The 23,624-nt window shown below is 69.3% G+C and carries 22 protein-coding genes and 1 pseudogene; 15 read left to right on the top strand and 8 right to left on the bottom strand.

The window, feature by feature from the left end:
- Positions 1–247 precede the first annotated feature (247 nt).
- Positions 248–1,249: a LysR substrate-binding domain-containing protein gene (locus Q7A36_RS31685; RefSeq protein ID WP_305107792.1), complete on the bottom strand. Its 1,002-nt coding sequence runs from the start codon at positions 1,247–1,249 to the stop codon at positions 248–250.
- On the opposite strand from Q7A36_RS31685, the gene Q7A36_RS31680 reads away from it, so the two are divergent.
- Positions 1,248–2,813: an MFS transporter gene (locus Q7A36_RS31680; RefSeq protein ID WP_305107791.1), complete on the top strand. Its 1,566-nt coding sequence runs from the start codon at positions 1,248–1,250 to the stop codon at positions 2,811–2,813. The genes Q7A36_RS31685 and Q7A36_RS31680 overlap by 2 nt on opposite strands.
- Positions 2,814–2,960: 147 nt before the next feature.
- Here the strand turns inward: Q7A36_RS31680 and Q7A36_RS31675 are convergent, their stop codons facing one another.
- Together Q7A36_RS31675 and Q7A36_RS31670 are read right to left on the bottom strand one after the other, a co-directional pair.
- Entirely contained in the window at positions 2,961–3,170 is a 210-nt protein-coding gene (locus Q7A36_RS31675; RefSeq protein WP_305107790.1) for a hypothetical protein, read from the bottom strand.
- A 64-nt stretch (positions 3,171–3,234) separates the two neighbouring features.
- Positions 3,235–3,684 (bottom strand): NUDIX hydrolase, encoded by a 450-nt coding sequence (locus Q7A36_RS31670; protein ID WP_305107789.1) that lies wholly within the window; start codon positions 3,682–3,684, stop codon positions 3,235–3,237.
- A gap of 419 nt (positions 3,685–4,103) precedes the next feature.
- Between Q7A36_RS31670 and Q7A36_RS31665 the strand changes: the two genes are divergently transcribed.
- A complete protein-coding gene (locus tag Q7A36_RS31665) occupies positions 4,104–4,748 on the top strand; it encodes a DUF47 domain-containing protein (RefSeq protein ID WP_305107788.1) in 645 nt (214 codons plus the stop codon).
- Positions 4,748–5,752 (top strand): inorganic phosphate transporter, encoded by a 1,005-nt coding sequence (locus Q7A36_RS31660; RefSeq protein WP_305107787.1) that lies wholly within the window; start codon positions 4,748–4,750, stop codon positions 5,750–5,752. Before Q7A36_RS31665 ends, Q7A36_RS31660 begins: the two co-directional genes overlap by 1 nt.
- A gap of 202 nt (positions 5,753–5,954) precedes the next feature.
- Here Q7A36_RS31660 and Q7A36_RS31655 read toward each other — a convergent pair whose 3' ends face one another.
- The gene (locus tag Q7A36_RS31655) at positions 5,955–7,778 is read right to left on the bottom strand and encodes a nucleotide pyrophosphatase/phosphodiesterase family protein (RefSeq protein ID WP_305107786.1); all 1,824 of its coding nucleotides are present in this window, start codon (positions 7,776–7,778) and stop codon (positions 5,955–5,957) included.
- 140 nt (positions 7,779–7,918) lie between these two features.
- A complete protein-coding gene (locus tag Q7A36_RS31650; RefSeq protein ID WP_305107785.1) occupies positions 7,919–8,806 on the bottom strand; it encodes a LysR family transcriptional regulator in 888 nt (295 codons plus the stop codon).
- Positions 8,807–8,913: 107 nt separating this feature from the next.
- Between Q7A36_RS31650 and Q7A36_RS31645 the strand changes: the two genes are divergently transcribed.
- From Q7A36_RS31645 to Q7A36_RS31640, 3 genes and pseudogenes are all read left to right on the top strand, one after another.
- On the top strand, positions 8,914–9,891 hold the full coding sequence (locus tag Q7A36_RS31645; protein WP_305107784.1) for an NAD(P)H-dependent flavin oxidoreductase: 978 nt from the start codon (positions 8,914–8,916) through the stop codon (positions 9,889–9,891).
- A gap of 175 nt (positions 9,892–10,066) precedes the next feature.
- Positions 10,067–10,288: pseudogene (locus tag Q7A36_RS42065) on the top strand (YbfB/YjiJ family MFS transporter); the annotation flags it as partial.
- Positions 10,263–10,763 (top strand): YbfB/YjiJ family MFS transporter, encoded by a 501-nt coding sequence (locus tag Q7A36_RS31640; RefSeq protein ID WP_370655736.1) that lies wholly within the window; start codon positions 10,263–10,265, stop codon positions 10,761–10,763. The pseudogene Q7A36_RS42065 and the gene Q7A36_RS31640, both read left to right, overlap by 26 nt.
- 238 nt (positions 10,764–11,001) lie before the next feature.
- Here the strand turns inward: Q7A36_RS31640 and Q7A36_RS31635 are convergent, their stop codons facing one another.
- A complete protein-coding gene (locus Q7A36_RS31635) occupies positions 11,002–11,565 on the bottom strand; it encodes a LysR substrate-binding domain-containing protein (RefSeq protein ID WP_305107797.1) in 564 nt (187 codons plus the stop codon).
- 12 nt (positions 11,566–11,577) lie between these two features.
- Positions 11,578–11,895 (bottom strand): LysR family transcriptional regulator, encoded by a 318-nt coding sequence (locus Q7A36_RS31630; protein WP_305107783.1) that lies wholly within the window; start codon positions 11,893–11,895, stop codon positions 11,578–11,580.
- A 144-nt stretch (positions 11,896–12,039) separates the two neighbouring features.
- On the opposite strand from Q7A36_RS31630, the gene Q7A36_RS31625 reads away from it, so the two are divergent.
- The 9 genes from Q7A36_RS31625 (at position 12,040) to Q7A36_RS31585 (ending at position 22,382) form a co-directional block, all read left to right on the top strand.
- Complete coding sequence (locus Q7A36_RS31625; protein ID WP_305107782.1) at positions 12,040–12,786, top strand: SDR family NAD(P)-dependent oxidoreductase; 747 nt, start codon at positions 12,040–12,042, stop codon at positions 12,784–12,786.
- Between the two features lie 33 nt (positions 12,787–12,819).
- On the top strand, positions 12,820–14,076 hold the full coding sequence (locus tag Q7A36_RS31620; protein ID WP_305107781.1) for an MFS transporter: 1,257 nt from the start codon (positions 12,820–12,822) through the stop codon (positions 14,074–14,076).
- A 317-nt stretch (positions 14,077–14,393) separates the two neighbouring features.
- Positions 14,394–15,734, top strand: coding sequence for an ABC transporter substrate-binding protein (locus tag Q7A36_RS31615; protein WP_305107780.1), 1,341 nt, complete (start codon positions 14,394–14,396; stop codon positions 15,732–15,734).
- Positions 15,735–15,770: 36 nt separating this feature from the next.
- Positions 15,771–16,643, top strand: a complete 873-nt coding sequence (locus Q7A36_RS31610; protein ID WP_305107779.1) for an ABC transporter permease — start codon at positions 15,771–15,773, stop codon at positions 16,641–16,643.
- Positions 16,640–17,530 (top strand): ABC transporter permease, encoded by an 891-nt coding sequence (locus Q7A36_RS31605; protein ID WP_305107778.1) that lies wholly within the window; start codon positions 16,640–16,642, stop codon positions 17,528–17,530. The genes Q7A36_RS31610 and Q7A36_RS31605 overlap by 4 nt, the downstream gene beginning before the upstream one ends.
- Positions 17,530–18,630, top strand: a complete 1,101-nt coding sequence (locus Q7A36_RS31600) for an ABC transporter ATP-binding protein (protein WP_305107777.1) — start codon at positions 17,530–17,532, stop codon at positions 18,628–18,630. Before Q7A36_RS31605 ends, Q7A36_RS31600 begins: the two co-directional genes overlap by 1 nt.
- 70 nt (positions 18,631–18,700) lie before the next feature.
- A complete protein-coding gene (locus Q7A36_RS31595; RefSeq protein WP_305107776.1) occupies positions 18,701–19,177 on the top strand; it encodes a (2Fe-2S)-binding protein in 477 nt (158 codons plus the stop codon).
- On the top strand, positions 19,174–21,561 hold the full coding sequence (locus Q7A36_RS31590; protein ID WP_305107775.1) for a xanthine dehydrogenase family protein molybdopterin-binding subunit: 2,388 nt from the start codon (positions 19,174–19,176) through the stop codon (positions 21,559–21,561). The genes Q7A36_RS31595 and Q7A36_RS31590 overlap by 4 nt, the downstream gene beginning before the upstream one ends.
- Positions 21,562–21,575: 14 nt before the next feature.
- On the top strand, positions 21,576–22,382 hold the full coding sequence (locus Q7A36_RS31585) for an FAD binding domain-containing protein (protein WP_305107774.1): 807 nt from the start codon (positions 21,576–21,578) through the stop codon (positions 22,380–22,382).
- A 43-nt stretch (positions 22,383–22,425) separates the two neighbouring features.
- On the opposite strand, the gene Q7A36_RS31580 is transcribed toward Q7A36_RS31585, so the two are convergent.
- A complete protein-coding gene (locus Q7A36_RS31580; protein ID WP_305107773.1) occupies positions 22,426–23,376 on the bottom strand; it encodes a LysR substrate-binding domain-containing protein in 951 nt (316 codons plus the stop codon).
- Positions 23,377–23,624: the final 248 nt, after the last annotated feature.

The following is a 23,624-nucleotide window of genomic DNA, read 5'->3' as shown; positions in this document are numbered from 1 at the left end:
AAAGCCTGCTTCGGATATTGTTGCGGCGCAAACCCCGAGGGGTTTGCTTGGGGCGGCTGGGCCTGGCGTCCCAGGCGCTGGCTGCGAAGGAGGCCTGCGAGGAGACCGGACCGACCGACGCAGCCAAGCCGCAGCAGGCCGGGCACCATTCCGACGCGAAACTCCTGTGCGGTTGGCGTCCTTGCAGTGTGGGGCGCGCGGTCGCCCGGGTGCCGGCCGGGACGGCGGCAAGGCCCGACGCGCCGGTTCACCCTGGGCCAAGCCGCAGTCTCGATGGAAGGGGGAAAGCTGACGCCCCTTCTGCGGGGTTTGGTGCCTCCGCAGGAGCAACCGCCGGGACGGTATCCGTGTCGCCGGTCTCCTCCAGCCACCGGCAGAAGGACAAGGCGGTGAGGTCGCCCGCCCGGGCATCGGGCAGATAGGCATGGTAGCCCCTTGTCGGGAGCGTCACGCCGGGGAACGGCGCGACGAGACGGCCCGCGGCGAGATCGTCCGCCACGAGGGCGGTCGGCCCCATGGCCACGCCCAGGCCATCCAGCGCCGCCTGGAGCGTCAGGTAGAAGTGGTCGAGGGTGAGCGAGGCAGCCGGCATCAGATCCGGCGCTCCTGCCGCGGCGAGCCAATCGGGCCAGACCCGCGGCAGCGTGGAAGCATGGATCAGGCTATGCGCCCGCAGGTCCGCAACCTCGTTGAGCGGCGATCGCGCGAGCAAGGCCGGGCTGCAGACCGGCAGCCGGCGCTCCGTCAGGAAGGGATGGCAGGTGAAGCCGTAGAAGGTGTCCGGCCCGCCGCGGATGACCAGGTCATAGACCTCGCCCAGGGCATCCACGGGCTCGTTGGAGGTGGAGAGCCGCACCTCGATCTCCGGGTGCCGCGCCCGGAACCGCCCCAGTCGGGGCAGCAGCCAGCGCAGGCTGAAGGTGGCGAGCGCATTGACGCGCAGCACGGCCGGCGGCGGCTTGCCGCTCCGGGCCTGATGCCGCTCTGCCGCAATCGAGAGCCGGTCGAGCGCAGGCCCGGTCTCCGCCAGCAAGGCGGCCCCGGTCGGCGTCAGCACGACGCGCCGGTTGAGCCGGCGGAACAGTGCCGGCGGCCCCAGCCAGTCCTCCAGCAGCCGGACATGCCGGCTGATCGCGCCATGCGTCACGCCGAGTTCCGCCGCAGCGTCCTTGAAGCTGCCGCAGCGGGCAGCCGCTTCGAAGGCGCGCAGGGCATTCAGCGGCGGCAGCGGGCGTCGGCGAGCGGGCATGGGACGTGTGACTTTAGCTGACCTGAAGCCGCAATATTCGTCGTTTGTCGGCGTGAGGGAAGGGCCGCATGTTCGCTGTTGTCCATACCCTTACGAAGCGGCGACCGATGTCCGAGACAGCAATATTCAGGAGCGCGGCCAAGGCCGTGTCAGCTTTCGTCGCAAGATCCGCGATGCGAGGATCCCGGCCCGGCATCGGGGCCGGACCGGTCGGGTCGGCGCGCCGCGCGGCGGCGCCGCTCGAACACGCAGCCTGGATCGTGGCCATGGTCGTCGTGGCGAAGCCCGGCGCGCCGGGGCTGCTGGGATGATCGGGGAGGGCACCGTTCAGCCCGCGCCCGCAGGCGGTGTGAGGAGAGGCCCGGGCGCCAGGCGCACGCTCGCGGTTGCCGGAACCGCGCATGCCCTGCACGACGGCTACACCGACCTGATCTATGTCCTGCTGCCCCTCTGGCAGGCCGAGTTCGGCCTGGGCTACGGGATGCTGGCGGCGCTGCGCGGCCTCTACGCCGCCGCCATGGCGGTGCTGCAGCTTCCATCCGGCTGGCTTGCCGAACGGGTGGACGGGCGCATCGTCCTCGCCATCGGCACCGCGCTGGCCGCCGGCGGCTACGCGCTTGCCGGCTTCACCGGCAGCCTGGCGGGTCTGTGCGGGGCGCTGGCGATCTCGGGTGCCGGGTCGAGCACCCAGCATCCCATCGCCTCCGCAGCGGTGGCGCGCGCCTATGGCGCATCGGCGCGCGGCCCGCTCGGGACCTACAATTTCACGGGCGACCTCGGGAAGGCCGCCATTCCGGGCATCACTTCCCTGCTGCTCACCCTGATGCCGTGGCGGGGCGCGCTGTGGCTCCTCGCTGCGGTCGGTGCCGTCCTCGCGGCCATGATCCTCCTGCTCATGCCGCCCGTCGGCCGGGTGGGAGGAGCCAGGTCGCCCCGCCTGCCGGGCGGCCGAGGTCACGGCGGCTTCCGGCTGTTGCTCGTGATCGGCGTGCTGGACACCGGCGTGCGGATGGGGCTGCTGACCTTCCTGCCATTCCTGCTGCAGGAGAAGGGCGCCTCCCTGCCAGCCGTCGGTATTGGCCTGGCGCTCGTCTTCCTCGGCGGTGCGGCCGGGAAGTTCGCCTGCGGATGGCTTGGCGACCGCATCGGCGTGCTGCCGACCGTGCTGGTCACGGAAGGCGGGACGGCAGCCTGCATCCTCGGCGTGCTGGCATTGCCGATTGTTCCGCTCTTCGCGCTGCTGCCCGTCCTGGGAATCATGCTGAACGGCACCTCCTCGGTGCTCTATGGCACGGTTCCCGACCTTACACCGCCAGACCGGGCCGAACGTGCCTTCGCCCTGTTCTACACGGGGACGATCGGATCCGGGGCGGTCTCGCCGGTATTCTACGGTCTGCTCGGTGACTGGGTCGGCGCCCATTGGGCGACGGCCGCCACGGCGATGGTCGCGCTGGCGACCCTGCCGCTCGCCTTTGCGCTTGCACCCTGTCTTGCGCACATCGAGACGCAGGAGTGCGGTCGGCCAGCTATCGGTCGACGCGAGCCCAATAAGGCAGGCACGTGATCGGACGCTGCCACTCCAGGATGACTGCGACCGGCTGCCCGGAGGCCAGCGGCGGATCGAACGGCACCGCCGAGCTTCCGCCAGGCGCCTGTACGGAGGTTGGCCCGATGCTCGGTCGGCAGCGCGGTATCGGCCGCAGCGCGGCAATCAAGCATGCTGTCTTCGCTGCTGTCGCACCGGCGGATCGGGACCGTGCTGCGCGAGCCTGGCTTCGTGCGCTGGAAGGAGATCGAGCGCGAGGACCGCGGCCGGACCCGGGACGTCGACGACGCCGACACGGCCGACGGCAAGCGTTTCGACCTTCGGTTCTCTGCCGATGACCTGCATGAGATTGCCCGGCAGCCGGAAGACCGACAAAGGCACTCGCCTTCGCCCGCGATATGGGCCGACCGCCGATCCGGGCGTTGTTGTGGTTCCGCGGTCACCTGTCCGGGGCGGCCAGGCGCAGAAGAAGGATCGCCAGGTCGCCTTCCTCGACCGCCAGGGCCGCCTGGCCGAAGGTGAACCAGCGGGTCTTGCGCTGCTTCCGCTCCGGCCACTTCTTCAACTGCCGCTCGACCCAGAGAGGAAACACCCCAACCTCGCAGAGGACCACGCGGCCACCCGGTAGCCGTTTGTTGTACTGGTAACTGCCGGCGGGTTCTTCCTCGACCGTGCCAATCAGGCCGGCTTCCTCGAAGGCCTCCTTGGCCGCCAGTTCATGCGGCGCCAGGTCCGGCTCGGCCCACCCCTTCGGCAATACCCAACGCTTGGTTTCGCGGCTGGTGACCATCATCACCTTGATTTCGCCGTCGCGGACCGCGAGAGGCAAGGCAGCGCATTGTTGGCCGGAGCATGTCCTTGCGGCACGAGACTTGCGCTTTTTCGGCATTCCAGGCGGGACGTCCTCTCGACAGGTCAGCGGTTTCGGCCTGCAACACGACGAAGCGGGCCGGGAACGCTGAGCCGACACGCAGGGTTGGAAGCCTCAATCCCGGGCGGGCGTCCCCAACGGCGAGCGGGAGACCACCCCGGTCCCGGCGGCGAGTCGTCTGCAACTGTGGGTTACTCCGGTGCTCAGCATGCACCCGCGGGCCCCGTCGGCCAAGGTCGCCACGTCGCTGGCCGCCGCCCATTGCTGGACAGACCGGGGCAGCGGGGACATTGACCTTCCTGAACGGGGTCGCGTTGCTGCAGGTCGCACCGGCCGATCGGTAGGTCCGGGTATCTGCGAATGACAGGGGCCGGTCGGCCGGAAGGTCCGCGATGCGGACGAACTGGCTGCGGCAAGGTGGAGGAGGTCAGGATCGCATGCTGCGTTGGTTCCGCCGGTTGATGCCCCGCGAGGAGCGCTTCTTCGACATGTACGCGCGGCACGCCGATGCCGTCGTCCGCGGCGCCGTCGGGCTCTGCGCCATGCTCGAGGGCGGGGACGCGGTGCAGCGCCACTATCCGGCCGTGCTGGGCGCCGAGGATGACGCCGACGCCGTGACGCGCGAGGTGGTGCAGGCCGTCCGCCGCACCTTCGTCACGCCCTTCGACCGCGGCGACATCCAGGCACTGATCGGCCGCATGGACGACTGCATCGACCAGATGAAGAAGGCAGCCAAGGCCATCGTCTTCTTCGGTACGACGGAGTTCGACCCGGAGTTGCGCCGCATGGGTGAGGCGATCCATCGCTGCGCCCTGCTGCTGCGGGAGGCCGTGCCGCTGCTGGCCGCGATGAGCCCGAATGCCGGCCGCATCAACGAGCTCTGCGAGCAGATCCGCCAGATCGAGGGGCAGGCGGACGATATCCACGATACCGGCGTCACCGCGCTGTTCCGGCGTTCGAGCCCCGATCAGGCGCTCGCCTTCATTGCCGGGCGGGAGGTCTTCGACCAGCTCGAGAAGATCGTGGACCGCTTCGACGATGCGGCGAACGAGATCGAGGGCATCGTGGTCGAGCACGTCTGATGGATGCACAGCTCGCCTTGCCGGCGCTCTACGGCCTGATCGCCGTGGCGCTGCTCTTCGATTTCCTCAATGGCCTGCACGATGCCGCCAACTCCATCGCCACCATCGTCTCCACCCGGGTGTTGCGTCCGCAATACGCGGTATTCTGGGCGGCGTTCTTCAACCTTGTCGCCTTCCTCTTCTTCGGCCTGCACGTGGCGCAGACGATCGGCACCGGCATCGTCGAGGCAGACATCATCGACCCGCGCGTCACCTTCGGCGCGCTCTGCGGCGCCATCGCCTGGAACCTGATCACCTGGGGTTTCGGCATCCCGTCTTCCTCCTCGCACGCGCTGGTCGGCGGGATCGTCGGTGCCGGCACCGCGAAGGCGGGGTTCGGAACGATCGTCTGGTCGGGTCTCGGCAAGACGCTGCTCGGCATCATCGTCTCGCCGGCGCTCGGGCTGGTGCTTGCCCTGGTCCTGATGCTGATCGTCTCCTGGGCCTTCGTCCGCAGCACGCCCTTCAAGGTCGACAGCACCTTCCGCATCCTGCAATTCGGCTCGGCTTCGCTCTACTCGCTCGGCCACGGCGGCAATGACGCGCAGAAGACCATGGGTATCATCGCCGTGCTGCTCTACTCCCAGGGCATGCTGGAGGGCGGCTTCCACGTGCCGCTCTGGGTGGTGCTCTGCTGCCAGGTGGCGATGGCACTGGGCACCCTGTTCGGCGGCTGGCGCATCGTCCACACCATGGGTTCGCGCATCACCCGGCTCTCGCCCATGCAGGGTTTCTGCGCCGAGACGGGCGGCGCCATAACGCTCTTCCTGGCGACCGAGCTCGGGGTGCCGGTCTCCACGACGCATACCATCACCGGCGCGATCGTCGGAGTCGGCACGGCAAGGCGCACTTCGGCGGTGCGCTGGGGGATCGCCGGCAGCATCGTCATCGCCTGGGTGATCACCTTGCCCGCCGCCGCGGCCATCGCCGCCCTGACCTATGCCGCGGCGGGGTTGTTCGGGTAGGACTCCGGGGTCCGGCGGCGGCCTGCCAAGGCACGCGGCCGAGGCCGCGGCGCGCTACCATAGGTCGTTTGCTCCGGGCAGCAGCACGTCCACGCCTGAAGCACCGGGTCACGACCAGAGACCCTGTCGCTCCAGGGAATACCTTGCCATGATCGCCCAGCGAAGGCTTCCGGAGACGGCATGGCCCGATGCAGGTGCCCGGCTATTCGTCACTTTCGTTCAAGCCGAAGCTCCGCCCCGGGAACCCCGCAGCGTCAAAGTAGCGCTGGTCGCCCACTTGTCGGAACCGCAACATCGTACGGAGGCCACCGGGACCAGATGCCGAGTGAATCACGCCTGCATAGTGCGACGGGATCTCACCTCCCACCATTGCTTCGCGCATGACGCGGCCAAGCAGGCGACCCTTGGCCTCGATCCTCAGGCCCAGCAGGGCCGCAGCGGTCTGCCCGATATCGGCATTGCTGACAGGCGCCGGGTTGGAGAAGCCGGCTTTGAAGTCAGGTCCGATAGCCGCCATGAAGTTGTGCGTATCGGCCCGGCTGAAGCTGCCGTGCATGCCTTGCCCCTGCTGAAGAACCGTGTCGGCAATCTCTGCCACGCAGGTTTCCGGAAGGCTGCACCCTGTGGTGAAGGAGCGGAAGTTCACCACGATGCTGGGTGTTGGGGTGCGCGCGTTTCCTTGCAGGCCAATGCTCGATAGCGGAAGCGTTCCCGGGATCGCTCCGAGCGCGTCGTCGACGAAGATGCCGCTCGTGTAATCCTGCGCCATGAGTGCATGCACGACACGACGCGCCAATGCAGCATCGCGCTTCGGAAGGTAGATCAGGTCCGACCCACCATTGACCGCAACGACCACGTCGGGGTTCTTCGGATCCGTGCCCAGGAGTGCACTCGCCAGCCTTGGGCGCTTGCCGGGCTCGACAAGCGCACCAGCCGCGTCCGGGTCAAACAGTGACATATCCAGGGCGCGTGCCAGATCGAGGCCGACGAACCCTGGTGGTAGATGATCTTTCGGCACGTCGGGGAAGGCTATGCGCGCGGCAGGGCTCGTGGCGCTCTCCTTCGAAATCGTTGAGAAGCCATGGTCGGCGGCGATCAGGATATTGGTGGTGCCTGCCAGGCCGAGCTCCGTCAGCGTTCTGCGAAGAGCAGCAAGGTTGTCGTCCGCGTTGCGAATCCCGGCCAACGTAGTCGGGCCGTTGATCCCAGGTACCAGGCGGCCGAGACTATCACCGTGGTTGTGTTGCACCGCGTCCGGGTCGCGTGACCAGAAGACGAGGAGGAACGGCTTTCCTCTCTCCTTGAACAGCGGCAGGACCACTTTGGTCGCGACCTGTACGAAATAGGCTTGCTGCTCGATGTTGGCGACGAGCGTGCCGGGTGTGATCGCGTTGCCAGCCTTGCCGTTCTCACCGCGCGAGGGCGCAACCAGCGGCAGGCCTTGCGCCTCGATCAGAGGGTGAAGCTCGGGGCTGAAGGGAATGCCGCGGTCGGTGCCGGTCTGGTCGTCGACGATGACAGTCGGTGCGCCAGTCCGGCTCGTGTGGTCGAAGTTGAGGGTTGGCCCGACCTTTCCAATGGCCGCGGTGGAGTAACCCGCCTTGGCCGCAGCACGAAGGATGGTTTCCTCGTTCAGCCAATCGCCCTCGAAGAGCTGATCGAGTTCGCCGAGCACGGCATTGTTCTCGACGAACGGCGTTACCGATCCATTCTGCGCGGCAACAGGCTTTCCTGTGTAGATGGTGTTCGAAAAATCGCCCGTATCGCCGAGATAGTGCCCGGTCGCCATGGCTGAACCATTGGCAGTGGTGAATGTGGGGAACAGCGAATGACTGTTCCGGAGGTTCACGCCCCTGTCCCGGACCTCTGCCATGGTCGGCGCGGCTCCAGGGGTGACCATGCCAGCGCGCATGCCGTCGGGGACGAACAGGATGAGGTTGTGGGGAAGGCGCTCGGCTGCCGCTGGCAAGCCGCAGCACACGGCTACGATATGCACCGCTATCCATTGCAAGTGGCTGGAACGCATGGCTTCCTCCTCCTGTCTCACATGGCCCATGTGATGGCTGCTGACACGGTCGGGTCGGTCTCGATTGCGGCTGTAGCGCAGTGACGCGTGCCACTCAGATCTCGCAGAACACATCTTGCGAAGTTGAGCCGGGAAACCGACTACTCGGCTGGTGAAGTCAGGAGCAGGTCACCACGGACCGTGTCCTGAAACGCCTCGAGCGCGCTCGACACATGGCCGTCGCGGCGGCGGACCAGCACCGTCGCGACCCGCGCCTCAGCATCCGGCAGGGCGTGCAGGGCTACCCGGCCGTCGCGTGCGGCCGGCTCGACGACGGCCCGCGGCAGCAGGGTCACGCCCACGCCGGCCGCGACGCAGCCCACGATGCCGTCGAGGGTGCCGAATTCCAGCCGCCGCGCGCCGGCGATGCCGCGCGCCGCCAGCATCGCCTCCAGCCGCTGCCGGTAGGAACAGCCGGCCCGGAAAACCAGCACCTTCAGCGCGCCGAGCCCGGCCAGCGCCCCGGGGCCAGGCAAGCCCGGCGCGGTGACCAGCATCAGCTCCTCCTCGAAAGCCGCCTGCTCCGCCAGTTCGGGATGCGCCACCGGGCCGGCCACCAGGGCGGCGTCCAGCCGGTGCTCCAGCACGTCCTGCACCAGCGCGGCGGTGGGGCCGGTGCCAATCACCAGCTCCACTTCCGGGAAGGCCCGGGCATAGGCGGCCAGCAGCGGCGGCAGCCGCAGCGCCGCCGTCGTCTCCATGGCGCCGAGCCGCAGCGGGCCGCGCGGGATGCCGTCATCGGCGGCGGCGCGGCCCGCCTCGGCCACCAGCGCCCGGATGCGCCCGGCATAGGGCAGCAGGCGCTCCCCCGCCGCGGTCAGGACGACGCCGCGGCTGTGCCGCTCGAACAGCCGGGCGCCCAGCTCCGTCTCCAACGCCTTGAGCCGGGCGGTGACGTTGGACTGTACCGTGTTCAGCGCGCCCGCCGCCCGGGTGATGCCGCCATGCCGGGCGACAGCGGCGAAGGTCTCCAAGTCGAGCAGGTCCATGCCATCCACCCATCGCTCCGACAGGTGGCTTGGATCATGACAAATCATTTCAACCCATGTCGAGCCCCTGGCAGGCTGGCGACGCCAACCGGAGCCGCGGAGCCGCCATGCCCATCTCGACCCGCCTGACCGAGCTGCTCGGCCTGCAGCACCCGATCCTGCTCGCGCCGATGGACCTGATCGCCGACGCGCGCCTCGCCGGCGCGGTCAGCCGGGCCGGCGGCCTCGGCCTCATCGGTGGCGGCTATGGCGACGCTGATTGGCTGGCGCGCGAGCTGGACGCGGCCGGCGACGCCAGGGTCGGGGTCGGCTTCATCACCTGGAGCATGGCCAGGAAGCCCGGGCTGCTCGAGCTGGCGCTGGAGCGCCGGCCGCCCGCGGTCATGCTCTCCTTCGGCGAGGTCCGGCCGCATGCCGACCGGATCAAGCAGGCCGGCGCGAAGCTGGTCTGTCAGGTGCAGACGCTGGAGCAGGCGCGGGAGGCGCTGGAGGCCGGCGCCGAGGTGCTGGTCGCGCAGGGCGCGGAGGCTGGCGGCCACGGCGTCTCGCGCGGCACCTTCGCCCTGGTGCCGGCCGTGGTGGACCTGGCGCGCGGCGCCGTGCCGGTGGTCGCGGCCGGCGGCGTCGCGGACGGGCGGGGGCTGGCTGCGGCGCTGATGCTCGGCGCCGACGGCGTGCTGGTGGGTTCGCGCTTCTACGCCACGCAGGAGGCCGCCGGCGCCCAGGCCGCCAAGGAGCGCATGGTCGCGGCCAGCGGTGACCAGACCATCCGCGGCATCCTGTTCGACATCGCCCGCCGCAATGTCTGGCCGGCACCTTACACGGGCCGCGTGCTGCGGAACGCCTTCTCCGAGCGCTGGCGCGGCCGGGAGGCGGAGTTGCTGCAGCATCAGGAGGCCGAGGCGGCGCGCTATGCCGCGGCGCGCGCGGCCGGCGACTTCGACACCGCCGGGGTGATCGCGGGCGAGGCGGTGGACCTGATCGGCGACATCCCGCCGGCGGCCGAGGTGGTGGAGCGGATCGCGCGCGAGGCCGAGGCGCTGATCGCCGGCGCGTCCAACCGCCACCGGGTGGGGCGGCCCTGATGCCGGCCCGCCAGGGCAGGGGAGGGTCCGGCGCCCTCGGCCTCGCCCTGGGCGGCCTGCTGGCGCTGGCCTCGGCCATCGGCATCGGCCGCTTCGTCTACACGCCCATCCTGCCCACCATGGCGGAGGGGCTGGGGCTGACGAAGGGCGAGGCGGGCCGGTCGCCTCGGCCAACCTGCTCGGCTACCTCGCCGGCGCGCTGCTGGCCGCGACGCCCTGCCTGCCGGGGTCGCGGCGGGCCTGGCTGCTCGGCGCGCTGGCGCCGGGCAGCGCCGCCCCCGCGCAGATGCGGCGATGGGCGCTGGCCTACGGCCTGTTCGGTTTCGGCTACATCATGACGGCGACCTTCCTGGCGGCCATCCTGCGGGCCAATCCGGAGGACCGTCCGGTCGAGCCCTTCGTCTGGGCGGTTCGGCATCGCGGCGGGCCCTTCGGTCGCGGCCTGGACGCGGCTCGGGGCCCGGACCGGCATCGCCCGCGCCTTCGCGGCCGCCTGCCTGGTCGAGGCAGCCGGCGTGGCGGCAAGCGTGCTGTGGCCGACCGCGACAGGGGCGCTGGTCGCCGCGGCGCTGCTGGGCGGGACCTTCATGGGCATCACCGCCCTCGGCCTGGCTGGCGGGCGGGGGCTGGCCGGGGGCGACCCCCGCCGGGCCTTCGCCCTGCTGACGGCGAGCTTCGGCCTCGGGCAGATCGCTGGGCCGGTGCTCGCGGGCGTCCTGCACGACCTGACGGGGAGCTTCGTCCTGGCTTCCCTCCTGCCCGCCGGCGCCCTGGTCGTCGCGGCGGCCGTGGCGGCGGGGGTGCCGATGACGGCAGAAACTTTGGAGGCTCGCCATGCAATCGGGCGGCGCGGCGGGGGGATACGCTGCTGATGCAGCATGTGACGGGACCGCATCCCGAATTGCCTGCGGTGGCGCCATGGTCTGGCCTGGGTCGAGGACGGTCGATGACGTCCGCTGATGCCACTGCGGTTCAGATGTCGATCCGCTCGGAGACGGCGAGGGCGCCATCGACCTTAACGGCAGGGTAGCGGACGGTCAGGCCGCACTTCGCCCAAGCCGCAGGTTCCGAAGCCGGCTGATCGCCCGGTCGGAACATCGGCGCGCGAAGTCACGGTTCCGACCTGACAAGGTCACCCACACGCGCCAGCACGTAGCCGAGCAGCGGCGAGTTGTTGCCGCTGCGGTAGCCCAGCGCGAGAGGGATCTTCGGTGGCGTCCCCGTCAGGGGACGCGCGACCACCGACGCCGGCAGGAGACCGCGCATGTAGTCCGGCAGCAAGGTGACGCCGCCGCTGGACAAGAGGAAGGAGACGACCATCGGCAGCGTCTCCGCCTCGTGGAGCGGCGTCGCATCCACGTCATGCTGCCCGAGATAATCGTCGATCACCCGCCGCAGCACCGGCGAATAGGCCGCGGCGAAGCTCACCAGCGGCTCCTGCCGGAGATCCTGGGGCCGCACCGACCGGCGCCGGGCCAGCCGATGTTCGGCCGGCAGCAGGACGAACAGCGTTTCCTCGATCAGCGGCTTGAACGCCAGGTCCCGGATACCGTCATCCGGGCGGACAAAGGCAATGTCCATCTCCTCCTGCCGGAGTGCCTGCAGCAGTTCCGGCGAGGACGCGCTGTGGACGACCAACTCTGTCGTGGCGAGCTCGTGGGCGAGGAGCTGCAGGATCCGTGGCAGTCAGCCGATTTCGTGTCCTGTCAGGAAGCCGACGGTGAAGCGGGTCTTGGCGGGCCGGTGCGCGCGTCGGGTCGCCAGGATAGCGGCATCCACCTGGGCGAGGACGATGCGCGCGTGCTCCAGGAACACCTGCCCTGCCGGGGTGAGCGAGAGGTTGCGCGGTCCGCGGATGATCAGCGGGACCTGCAGCATGTCCTCGAGGTCGCGGATCTGGCGGCTGAGCGAGGGCTGCGCCGTGTGCAGCCGCTGCGCGGCGGCCTGGGTGAAGCTGCCGGTTTCGGCGACCGCGACGAAGTAGCGGAGGTGGCGGAGCTCCATTGCGATGCCTCGGAGGTATCGCAGAAGCCATACAAAGTCTTTCAGCCCTGCGGCAATCCCTCCTACTTCGGGAAACACGCGGCCGCACCCTGATGACCTTCATGCTTCCAGGGTCTTGCCAGCCACCCATCGGAGGACTGCACCGTGACCAATCCCGTTGTCCTGATCACCGGGGCCCTGACCGGCATCGGCCGCGCCACCGCCATCGCCTTCGCCCGCGAGGGGGCCAGCCTCGTCGTCTCCGGCCGTCGCGCCGCGGCGGGGGAGGCCTTGGCGGAGGAGTTGCGGGGGCTCGGTGCAGAGGCCGAGTTCGTCGTGGCCGACGTCCGGCGTGACGAGGATCTGCAGGCGCTGGTGGAGCGCACGCTGGCCCGCTTCGGGCACCTCGACATGGCCGTCAACAATGCCGGGACGGAGGGTCGACCGGGCCCCATCGCCGAGCAGACCGGCGAGAGCTATGCCGCCACCTTCGATACGAACGTGCTGGGCGTCGTCCTGAGCCTGCGGCACGAGATGCGCACCATGCAGGCCCAGGGATGGGGCAGCATCGTCAATCTCTCCTCGACCATGGGGCATCGGGGCGCCGCGGGCGCGGCGATCTATACGGCCAGCAAGCATGCGGTCGAGGGCCTGACCAAGGCGGCGGCGCTGGAAGCCGCCCGCTTCAACGTCCGCGTCAACGCCATTGCGCCCGGCCCGGTGGAGACCGGCATGCTGGACCGCTTCACCGCGAGCAGCGAGCGGAAGGCGGCGCTGATCGCCGGCGTGCCGATGCAGCGTGTCGGCCGGCCGGAGGAGATCGCGCAGGCGATCGTCTTCCTGGCCTCCGACAAGGCCAGCTTCATCACCGGCCAGATCCTGTCGGTCGACGGCGGCAAGTCAGCCGGCTGAGCACCGCCCCCACGGCGACAGGAAGATCTCGCCATGGACCACCACAGCGCCATTGCCGTGCCGGGCCCGGGCGCGGTCACGCCGATGCCGGAGGGGCCGGTGCGCAAGGCCGGCCGCACCGATACCCTCTCCGGGGTCACGATCGGCGTGCTGGCTGCCATCTGCGGCCTGGCTGTCGCCAACGCGAACTACGCCCAGCCGCTCCTGGTCGATATGGGCCGGTCGCTGGCGCTGTCGGAGGCGGCGCTCGGGCTGGTCCCGGCGGTGACCCAGTTCGGGGTCGCCGCCGGCATCGCCTTCCTGCTGCCACTGGGCGACGCCATGCCGGCGCGGCGTCTGCTGACTGCGGCGATGCTCGCCCAGGCTGCCATGCTGGTCGGGATCGCAGTGGCGCCGGATGGCGCCACCTTGCTGCTGTTCAGCCTCTTGGCAGGGGTGTTCGGCATCACGCCCTATGTGCTGCCGCCCTATGCCAGCCTGCGGACGTCGCCGGACCGGCGCGGCCGTGTCACCGCGCTGCTGGCTCAGGGTGTCCTCATCGGGATGCTGCTGGCGCGCAGCGTCAGCGGCCTGGTCGGGTTCCATGCCGGCTGGCGGGTCGTCTACGCGCTGGCCGCCGCGGCGATGCTGCTCGCCCTGGTGCCGCTGCGTCGCGTGGTCAGGCCGGAGCCTCCGAGGATGCCGGTTCGCTATCCCGCGCTGATGGGCAGCCTGCTCGAGGTCTTCCGGACCGTCCCGCTGGCCCGCTGGTCGGCGCTGACCCAGGCCTTTGCCACGGGTTCCTTCACCACCCTCTGGGTCGGCATATCGCTGCACATGCAGGGGGATGCCTTCGGCTGGCGCAGCGACGGCGTCGGGGCCTTGGCGCTGATCGGTGCCGCGGCGGCGCTCTGCGCGCCCTTCGTCGGCGGCTTCGCCGACCGGTGCGGGCCACGCGCGTCGCTTCTGGCCGCGTTGGCCGGCCTGACCGTCTCCTGGGGTGTGCTGGCGGGTCTCGGGCATAGCCTTCTCGGCATCATCGCAGGCATGATCCTGCTCGATCTCGGCGCGACCGCGGCCGACATCTCGAACCGGACGGTCATCTTCAGCCTGCGCACCGAGATCCGGACCCGGCTGACGACGATCTACATGGTCGGGAAGTTCACCGGCGCCGGGATCGGTGCCTGGGGGACCGGCCTTGCATGGTCGGCCTGCGGCTGGCCCGCCGTCTGCGCCCTGGGCGGCATGCTGGCGGGACTGGCAGCCCTGGCGGCGCTCCTGCGGGTCCGCGTACCGGTCGAGACCGCATGATCCCGGTGTCTGCTGTAGCGGGCCAACTGCGACGGGGCTGCGAGGCGTGCCGTAGATCCCGGTCCGGCAGGGTTGGGGCAGCGGGCCTTCTGTCATGGGCCGTCGAACGGTGAACTGGGCTCGCGACAAGCGGCCAGCCAGCTCAGATTGCCTACAGTCTGCTGCCTGGCACTGGGCGCCGCGCTTATGGTGGCGATAAGAATTACATATTTGCCACCCGCTCCACCCGCACCGCACGCTCAGCGGCAAGAAACGCCCCGGCCCATCCCACCACCCATGAAGGTCCGCGATTGATCCGTCGCGGCAGGAGACGGCCCATGAGCGACACCCCGACGCCGCCGCCAAGCATGTCGAACCCGGCGGTCGACGCCGCGCTCCCGACCCGCCGCGGCCTGCTGCGCCGCGCCGCAGCGGCCGCCATCGGCGCCGGCGGCGCCACCGCGCTGCAGGGCTTCCCGACGATCTGGGCGCAGGAAAATCGCAACATCGAGCTGCGGCATGTCGGCGTGTCCTATTCGGTGGTGAAGGCGATCGGCGACCAGGCCTCGAAGGAGCTGGGCTTCAAGGTCACTATGCAGAACCTTGACACCTCGGCGTCGATCAACCGCTTCATCACCCAGCCGAACTCCGTCGACATCGCCGACCTTGAGGGCTGGCAGGCCAAGCTCGCCACCCGCCGCGGCGTGATCCAGGGGATCGAGCGCAAGCGGATCAAGGAATTCGACAACATCCTGCCGATCTTCACCCGCGGCGAGATCGGCGGGACGGTCGTGTCGCGCCAGGGCATCTCGCCCTTCGAGGCCATGTACATCGCCAACCCCACCGCGACCGAGCTGCATGACGGCGTATCCGATTGGATGACCTTCCTGCCGCAGGTCTACAACGCCGATTCCATCGGCTACCGCCCCGACCTGGTCGGCCATGAAGTGACGGAATGGAAGGAGCTGCTGGACCCGAAGTTCAAGGGCAAGGCGGCGATCCTGGACGTGCCCGCCATCGGCATCATGGACGCCGCACTCTGCATGGAGAGCGCGGGGCTGATCAGGTACGGCAACAAGGGCAACATGACGAAGGAGGAGATCGACAAGACCATCAACTACCTGATCGAGCTGAAACGCGGCGGACATTTCCGCGCGACCTGGACCACCTTCGATCAGTCGGTGCAGCTGATGGCGGCCGGCGAGATCATCATCCAGTCCATGTGGTCGCCGGCGGTCGCCGCCGTCCGCGTGAAGAACATCCCCTGCATCTACGCGCCCGTGAATATCAAGAATGGCAAGGAAGGCTATCGCGGCTGGTGCAACGGCATGGGGCTGATGCGGCACCTGACCGGACGCAAGCTGGACGCCGCCTATGACTACCTGAACTGGTACCTGTCGGGCTGGCAAGGCGCCTTCGTCGCGCGCTACGGCTACTACAGCCCGGTGCCCACGACCGCGAGGCGCTTCATGACCCCCGCCGAATGGGCCTACTGGTACGACGGCCAGCCCGCGCCGGCCGCGATCACCGACCCCTATGGCGTGCCGATGGAGCCGGTCGGGGCGAAGCGCGACGGCGGGTCCTTCCTCGACCGCGTGACCAACATCTCCTGCTGGAACACGCTGATGGACGAGAGCGCCTACATGAACAAGCGCTGGAACGACTTCAAGGTCGCCTGAGGGCGTGCCGCGACACAACGCGCGATGGAGTTCGGCATGACCCGCGCCGGCTGGCGGCGGGCAGTGGGCGGCTGGCTCGGGGTGCTGCCGCTCCTGCTCGTCCTGATCCCCTTCTTTGTGATCCCGATGATGGCGGTGCTCGCGGCCAGCCTCTGCGAGAGCGACGGCTTCGGCGGGCTGAGCTTCGGTCCGACGCTGTCGAACTACGGCCAGCTGCTGACGTCCGACCTCACCCTGAAGCTCTACCTGGCCACCGTGAAGTTCACCGTGCTGACCTGGGCGGCGACGGCGGTGCTCGGCTTCTTCATCGCCTATTTCCTGGTCTTCCACGTGCAGAACCAACTGCTGGCGCTCGGGCTGTTCCTGCTCTGCACCATTCCCTTCTGGACGTCGAACATCATCCGGATGATCTCCTGGATTCCCGTGCTCGGTAAGGAGGGACTGATCAACATGGCGCTGCTCGGCACCGGCGCGGTCGACCAGCCGCTGGAGATCCTGCTGTTCTCCCCAGTCGCCGTCGTCATTGCCTATGTCCACCAGCTCACCATCTTCATGGTGGTGCCGATCTTCAACTCGCTGGCGCGGATCGACCGGCGGACGGTGGAGGCGGCGGTCGATGCCGGCGCGAGCCGCTTCGACATCCTGCGCCTCGTCGTGCTGCCGCAATGCCGCAGCGGCATCGCGCTCGGGTCGATCTTCGTCACCTCCATCGTTATGGGCGACTTCTTCGTGGTGAAGGTGATGTCGGGCGGCGGGTCGGCGTCGGTCGTCGGGGCGTTCTACGAGGATATCGGCGTGCTGCAATACCCCGGCGCGGCGGCGAGCGCCGTGCTGCTGACGCTGGTCATGCTGGTGGTGGTCGGGCTGATCCTGCGCACCGTCGACATCCGGCGGGAGATTGCGCAGTGACCGCGGTCACGGGCACGGTTGCGGCCGTGCGGTCGCGCAACCGCCCGCTGGTGAAGCTCCGGCGGCGCCGGCCCTGGACCTTCTACGCGCTCGCGACGCTGTTCACGCTCTATGTCGTCGGGCTCTATGGGCCGATGGCCTGCATCTACCTGCTGTCCTTCCAGGACATCCGCGGCGGCCTCGTCTTCCCGATGCGTGGTGTGTCCGTCCACTGGTTCGTGGAGCTGCTGCAGCAGTCCCGCACCGGTGACGTGCACGGGTCCTTCGCGCGGTCGATCAGCCTGGCGATCGTCGTGACGATCCTGACGGTGCTGATCTCCTTCCTCGCGGCGCTCGGCTTCCGCCGACGCTTTCCGGGCGACGGCGTGGTCTTCACCCTCATGATCGGCAGCCTGGTCGCACCCGGCCTCGTGCTTGGTATTGGCGTCGGGCTGACCTTCAGCTTCCTCGGGCTGGAGCCGGGGCTCTTCACCTCGGCGCTCGGCGCGCAGCTCTCCTGGACGCTGCCCTTCGGCGTGCTGGTCATGTTCGCCGTGCTCGGCCGCTTCAGCGCGGCCTGGGAGGAAGCCTCCCGCGACCTCGGCGCGAGCCCCTGGCAGACGGTGCGGCTCATCATGCTGCCGATCCTGGCCCCAGGCCTGATCGCGGTTGCACTGTTCGGCTTCACCCTGTCCTACGACGAGTTCGCCCGCACCCTGCAGACCGCGGGATCGCTGAACACCCTGCCGCTCGAGATCTGGAGCATGACGCTGAACGTCACCTCGCCCTCGCTCTACGCACTAGGCACCATCACGACGGTCGTGTCCTTCGTCTGCATCGGCACCGCGCTGGTGGCGATCGGGCTGATCCAGCGCCGGCGCCAGGCGCGCCGGCTGGGGCTGCATTGATGCGCGGCGGCGACATCGAGCTGGCTGGGCTGGTCAAGTCCTATGACGGACTGACCATGGCGGTCGACGGGGTGAACCTGCGGGTGCCCGACGGCGCCTATTGCTGCTTCCTCGGCCCGTCCGGCTGCGGCAAGACCACCGTGCTGCGCATGATCGCGGGGCATGAGGAGCCGACCGAGGGCGAGATCCTGATCGGCGGGCGCAACGTCGTCGGGCTGACCCCGGCGGATCGCCGCACCGCCATGATGTTCCAGTCCTACGCCCTCTTCCCGCATCTGACCGTGCGCGACAACATCGCCTTCGCGCTGCGCGTCCGCGGCCTGGGCAAGACGGAGCGTCTGGCCGCGGCGGATGCGATGATCGAGAAGGTCCAACTCGGCGAGCTGCGCCACCGCTTGCCGGCGGAACTCTCGGGCGGCCAGCAGCAGCGCGTCGCCCTGGCCCGCGCCGCCATCACCGAGCCCCGCGTGCTGCTGCTGGACGAGCCGCTCTCGGCGCTCGACGAGCAGCTGCGCATACAGATGCGCCAGGAGCTGCGGCGCATGCAGCAGGAGCTGGGCATCACCTTCATCCACGTCACCCACACCCAGATGGAGGCGATCGCGCTCGCCGACCTCGTCGTCGTCATGGAGAAGGGCAAGATCCACCAGGCCGGCCCGGCGCGGGAGGTCTATGCGAGGCCGCGCGACCGCTACGTCGCGGAATTCCTGGGCGGGCAGAACGTGCTGCGCGGCGAGGTGACACGGGTGAGCGGCGGCGTCGCCGTGGTCGACCTGCCCGACCACAGCAGCATCGTGGCATCGCTCGACGGCCAGCGTAGCATCCGGCGCGGGGAGATGGTGGACCTCGCCGTGCGGCGCGACGACATCCGCCTGCTGCGGCCGGACGGCGCGGTGTCGGAAGCCGGCGGCAATATCCTGCGCGGCTGGGTGGAGGCGGTGGAATACCAGGGCGCCTTCGTGAAGGTCATGGTCAAGACGCCGCTGCCCGACGAGTTCATCGCCTATGTCGCCGAGCGCGAGTTCTACCGCGACCCGCTGGAGGTGCGTGCCCCCGTTCTCGCGACCTGGAGCGCCGAGGATTCCCGCCTCCTGGCCTGATCCGCCATGCCAGACTGACAGCCGCGATGCCGCCCGCGGGCCATCGAACCGATCGGAGCAACAAGGACCCATGCAGATCACCTTCGACCTCAATGGGCGGACCACCACCCTGACCGTCGCGCCGAGCGACCTGCTGTCGGACGTGCTGCGCGACGGGCTCGGGCTGACGGGGACGCATATCGGCTGCGACACCAGCCAGTGCGGCACCTGCCTGGTCCATCTGGACGGCCGGTCCGTGAAGAGCTGCACCCTGCTGGCCGCGTCCGTCGACGGCCATGCCGTCACCACCATCGAGGGAATCGCCCGCGGTGCGACGCTGCATCCGATGCAGCAGGCCTTCCATGACCACCACGCCCTGCAATGCGGCTTCTGCACCCCGGGGATGATCATGAGCGCCATCGACTTCGCCAAACGTCATCCCGCACCGACCGAGGCGCAGGTCCGTAGCTGGCTGGAGGGCAATCTCTGCCGCTGCACGGGCTATGTGAACATCATCCGCGCTGTCCTGGCCGGCGCGGCCGCCATGCAGGAGGAGACCGTGGCATGACGAACCCCACCGGCATCGGCGCCGAGTTGCGCCGCAAGGAGGACAAGCGCTTCCTGACAGGGCGCGGCAGCTATGTCACCGACCTGAAGCTGCCGGGCATGGCCCATGGTGTCTTCCTCCGCTCGCCGCACGCTCATGCGAAGCTGGTTGCGATCGACACGGCGGCGGCGATGGCCATGCCCGGCATCATCGGCGTGCTGACCGGCGCGGAGGTGGCGGAGGACGGGCTGGGCGGCGTGCCCTGCGCCTGGGGCATCAACTTCACCGACGGCACGCCGATGAAGGAGCCCGCCTATCCGGCGCTCGCCCAGGGCAAGGTGCGGCATGTCGGCGACGCCGTTGCCTTCGTCGTCGCCGAGACCGCCGAGCAGGCCCGCGCTGCGGCCGAGGCGGTGATCGTCGAGTACGAGGAGCTGCCCGCCGTCATCAACGCCGAGGACGCGCTGAAGCCGGATGCGCCGCAGCTCTACGATGACGTTCCCGGCAATCTGAACTGTGACTGGGCGTTGGGCGACAAGGCCGCGGTCGAGGCCGCCTTCGCCAGGGCCGCGCACATCACCCGGCTGGAGCTGACCAACAACCGCCTGGTCGGCAACCCCATGGAGCCGCGCGCGGCGGTCGCCAGCTACGATTTCGCCAGCGAGAAGTACACGCTCTTCTCCACGACCCAGCTGCCGCACATCATCAAGCTGCTGCTCGGCGCATTCATCCTGAAGATTCCCCAGCACCGCTTCCGCGTGGTCTGCCCCGACATGGGCGGCGGCTTCGGCGTAAAGCAGGTCTGCTATGCCGAGGAGATCATCATCACCTGGGCCGCGAAGCGTCTGGGCCGCACGATCAAGTGGGTCTGCGAGCGGAGCGAGGGCTTCCTGTCCGACCGGCACGGCCGCGACCACATCACCAAGGCGGAGCTGGCGCTGGCCGCCGACGGCACCTTCCTGGCGCTGAAGGTGGAAACCATTGCCAATATCGGCGGCTATGTCTCGACCTTCGGGCCGAACATCCCGACCAACCTCTACGCGCCGCTGCTGGCCGGGGTCTACCGGACGCCGGCGATCTGGTGCTCGGTCAAGACCGCCTTCACCAACTCCGTTCCCGTCGACGCCTATCGCGGCGCCGGCCGGCCGGAAGCAACCTTCGTGCTCGAACGCATCGTCGACGTCGCGGCGATGGAGATGGGGATAGACAAGGTCGAGATCCGCCGACGCAACATGATCCCGCCGGACGCCTATCCCTATCAGACCCCCGTGCTGATGAACTACGATTCCGGCGACGTGCCGGGATGCCTGGACAAGGCGCTGGCGCTGGCGGACTGGGACGGCTTCGCTGCGCGCAAAGCGGAGTCGGCGAAGCAGGGCAAGCTGCGCGGCATTGGCCTGTCGACCTATATCGAGGCCTGCGGCCTGGCGCCGTCGCGCATCGCGGCGAGCCTCGGCGTGCGCGGCGGCCTCTTCGAGAGCGCGGCGGTCCGCGTCCACCCGACCGGGCATGTCACGATCCTCATCGGCACGCACAACCACGGCCAGGGGCACGAGACGACCTATGCGCAGATCGTCTCGCAGAAGCTCGGCGTCCCGGCCGACCGGATCGAGGTGGTCTGCGGCGACACCGACCGGGTGCAGTTCGGCCTCGGCACCTATGGCTCGCGCTCGCTGGCGGTCGGCGGCAGCGCCCTGTCGAAGGCGACCGACAAGATCCTCACCAAGTGCCGCAAGATCGCCGCACACATGCTGGAGGCGGCGGAGACCGACATCGTCTTCGAGGACGGCGCGTTCCGCGTAGCCGGCACCGACCGTGCCAAGAGCTTCGAGGAGATCTGCGGCTCCGCCTACACCCCCGTGAACTTTCCGCTGGAGACGCTCGAGCCGGGTCTCGAGGAGCAGAGCTTCTACGACCCGCCCAACTTCACCTTTCCCGCCGGCGCGCATGTCGCGGAAGTCGAGATCGATCCCGACACCGGCCATGTCCAGCTCGTCTCCTATGTCGCGGTCGACGATGTCGGGACGGTGATCAATCCCATGATCGTCGAGGGGCAGCTGCATGGCGGCATCGCCCAGGGCATGGGCCAAGCGCTGTACGAGGATTGCGTCTATGACGGGTCGAGCGGTCAGCTGCTCTCCGGATCCTTCATGGACTACGCCATGCCGCGCGCCGACCACACGCCGAAGGTGACGGTCGCCAGCCACATCACGAAGTGCACGCACAACGACCTCGGTGTGAAGGGCGCGGGCGAGGTCGGCACGATCGGCTCGCCGTCCACCATCATCAATGCGGTGGTCGACGCGCTCGCGCCCTATGGCGTGAAGCATGTGGAGATGCCGGCCTCGCCGCCGCGCATCTGGCATCTGATCAACGGCGCCCGCCCGGCGCTGGCGGCGGAATAGCGGGAGGCGCTCGCATGGTTCCCTTCGAACTCCACCATCCCGCCGCGCTGGCCGAGGCGGCCGGCCTGCTCGCCTCCCTGCCCCAGCCGAAGCTGCTGGCTGGCGGCATGACCCTGCTGCCGGCGCTGAAGCAGCGCCTGGCGCGGCCCTCCGACCTGATCGACCTCGCGCGCGTGCCGGGTCTCGCCAGCATCGCGGAGGTCGCGGGCGGCCTAGAGATCGGCGCCATGACCACGCATGCGACGGTCGCGGCCGATCCGTTGGTCCTGGCGAAGCTGCCGGCGCTGGCGGAACTTGCCGGCCATATCGGCGATCCGCAGGTCCGGGAACGCGGCACGATCGGCGGCTCGCTCGCGAACAACGATCCCGCGGCCGACTATCCCGCCGCCGTGCTGGCATTGGGCGCGACCATCGTCACAGACCGCCGCGCCATCGTCGCCGACGACTTCCTGACGGGCATGTTCACCACCGCCCTGGCAGAGGGCGAGGTGATCGCCGCCGTCCGCTTCCCCCTGCCGACGCGCGCGGCCTATGCGAAGTTCAAGGCGCCGGCCTCGCGCTACGCCCTGGCCGGTGCCTTCGTCGCGGAGACCGCCGCCGGCGTGCGGGTCGCAATCACCGGCAACGGCACCGGCGCCTTCCGTGCGACGGCCTTCGAGTCGGCGCTGGCGGCCAGCTTCGACCCGACGGCTTTGGCGGGACTCACGCTCGACACTGCCCGTTTCGTAGGCGACCTGCATGGGGACGCTGCCTATCGCGCGCACCTTGCGGGGGTGATGGTGCGCCGCGCGGTCGCGGCAGCCGTCGCACGCAGCAGCTGACGGCGCGCACCCGCGGGCGCCGGGCCGGGCGATCCGGCAGGCGTCACAGCGGGGCGGCGGGCACCGCGCGGTCCACGCCCCGCGCCGGGCTGGCATCCCAGCCGGGATCGCTCAGCGCCGGCAGCGCCAGATCGTCCTCTAGCCGAATGTAGCGGCTGAGATAGCGGTGCAGGGTCTTCGCCGCCTCGTTCTGCAGGCCTGGCGCCTCGTACAGTAGCAGCCCGACCTTGGGCAGCGGCGGGAACAGTTCGGGCATGTGGATCTCCTGCATGCCCGCGACGACCGCGCTACGGCCGAGCACCGTGACCGCCATACCGGCGAAGACCGCGGCCTGCAGCCCGCCGACGCTGTCGCTGATGCAGGCGATCCGCCATTTGCGGCCGGCGCGTTCCAACTGCTCGATCGCATGGTCGCGGTAGATGTTGCCCGGCGGCAGCAGGGCCAGCGGCACGGGGTGCATCAGGCTGGCCTGATGGCCTTCGCCCTCGATCCAGACCAGCGGCTCTTCGCGCACCAACTCGCCGCCAGTGAAGCCTCGCATGCGTGTGACCAGGGCGATGTCGACCTCGCCACGCTGCACCAGCCCGACCAATGGCGTGCTGAGCGAGCAGCGTAGTTCAACCTGGATGCGCGGGAAGGATTCGCGGAACAGGGCGAGAATGGAGGGCAGCAGATAGGCGGCGTAGAGGTCGGGTGTTCCCAGCACCACATGGCCTTCGACATCTGGCGCGGAAAGGCGCCCCAGCATCTCGTCGTGAAGTTGCAGGATCGCCTTGGCGTAGGACAGCACCATGTCGCCGTCATTGGTCAGGCTGGGGCGGCGGGTATCGTCGCGGAACAGCTTGCGGCCGATCTGCTCCTCGAGCTTGGCGATTTGCAGGGTGATGGCGGGCTGGCTGCGCCCCATGCGGCGGGCGGTCTCGGTAACGCTGCGTGTCTCGGCGACGCACAGGAATGACCGCAAAAGCCTGAGTTCGAGCGACCGATGCTGCATCGTGGCCCCGCTCTCCGCCCAGCCGAGGCGATGCAAACCTTGGGCCATTTGTATGGTCGGCGGTGGGATGCGGGGAAGCTCGTGGTTTGGCAGCGTGTTGTATTGGTCAGGGGGTGAGGTGGTCCCTGGATTTCGGACAAGCGGGTAAGCTCGGTTCGCCTGTGAGAAGGACGGCCCCGGATGACGGGCAAGCGGACGCGGTATTCGGCGGATTTCAAGGCGAAGGTGGCGCTGGAGGCGCTGCGGGG

This window comes from Paracraurococcus lichenis (genome assembly GCF_030657435.1).
Lineage (GTDB): Bacteria > Pseudomonadota > Alphaproteobacteria > Acetobacterales > Acetobacteraceae > Paracraurococcus > Paracraurococcus lichenis.
This window is presented reverse-complemented; position numbering and strand designations above follow the sequence as displayed.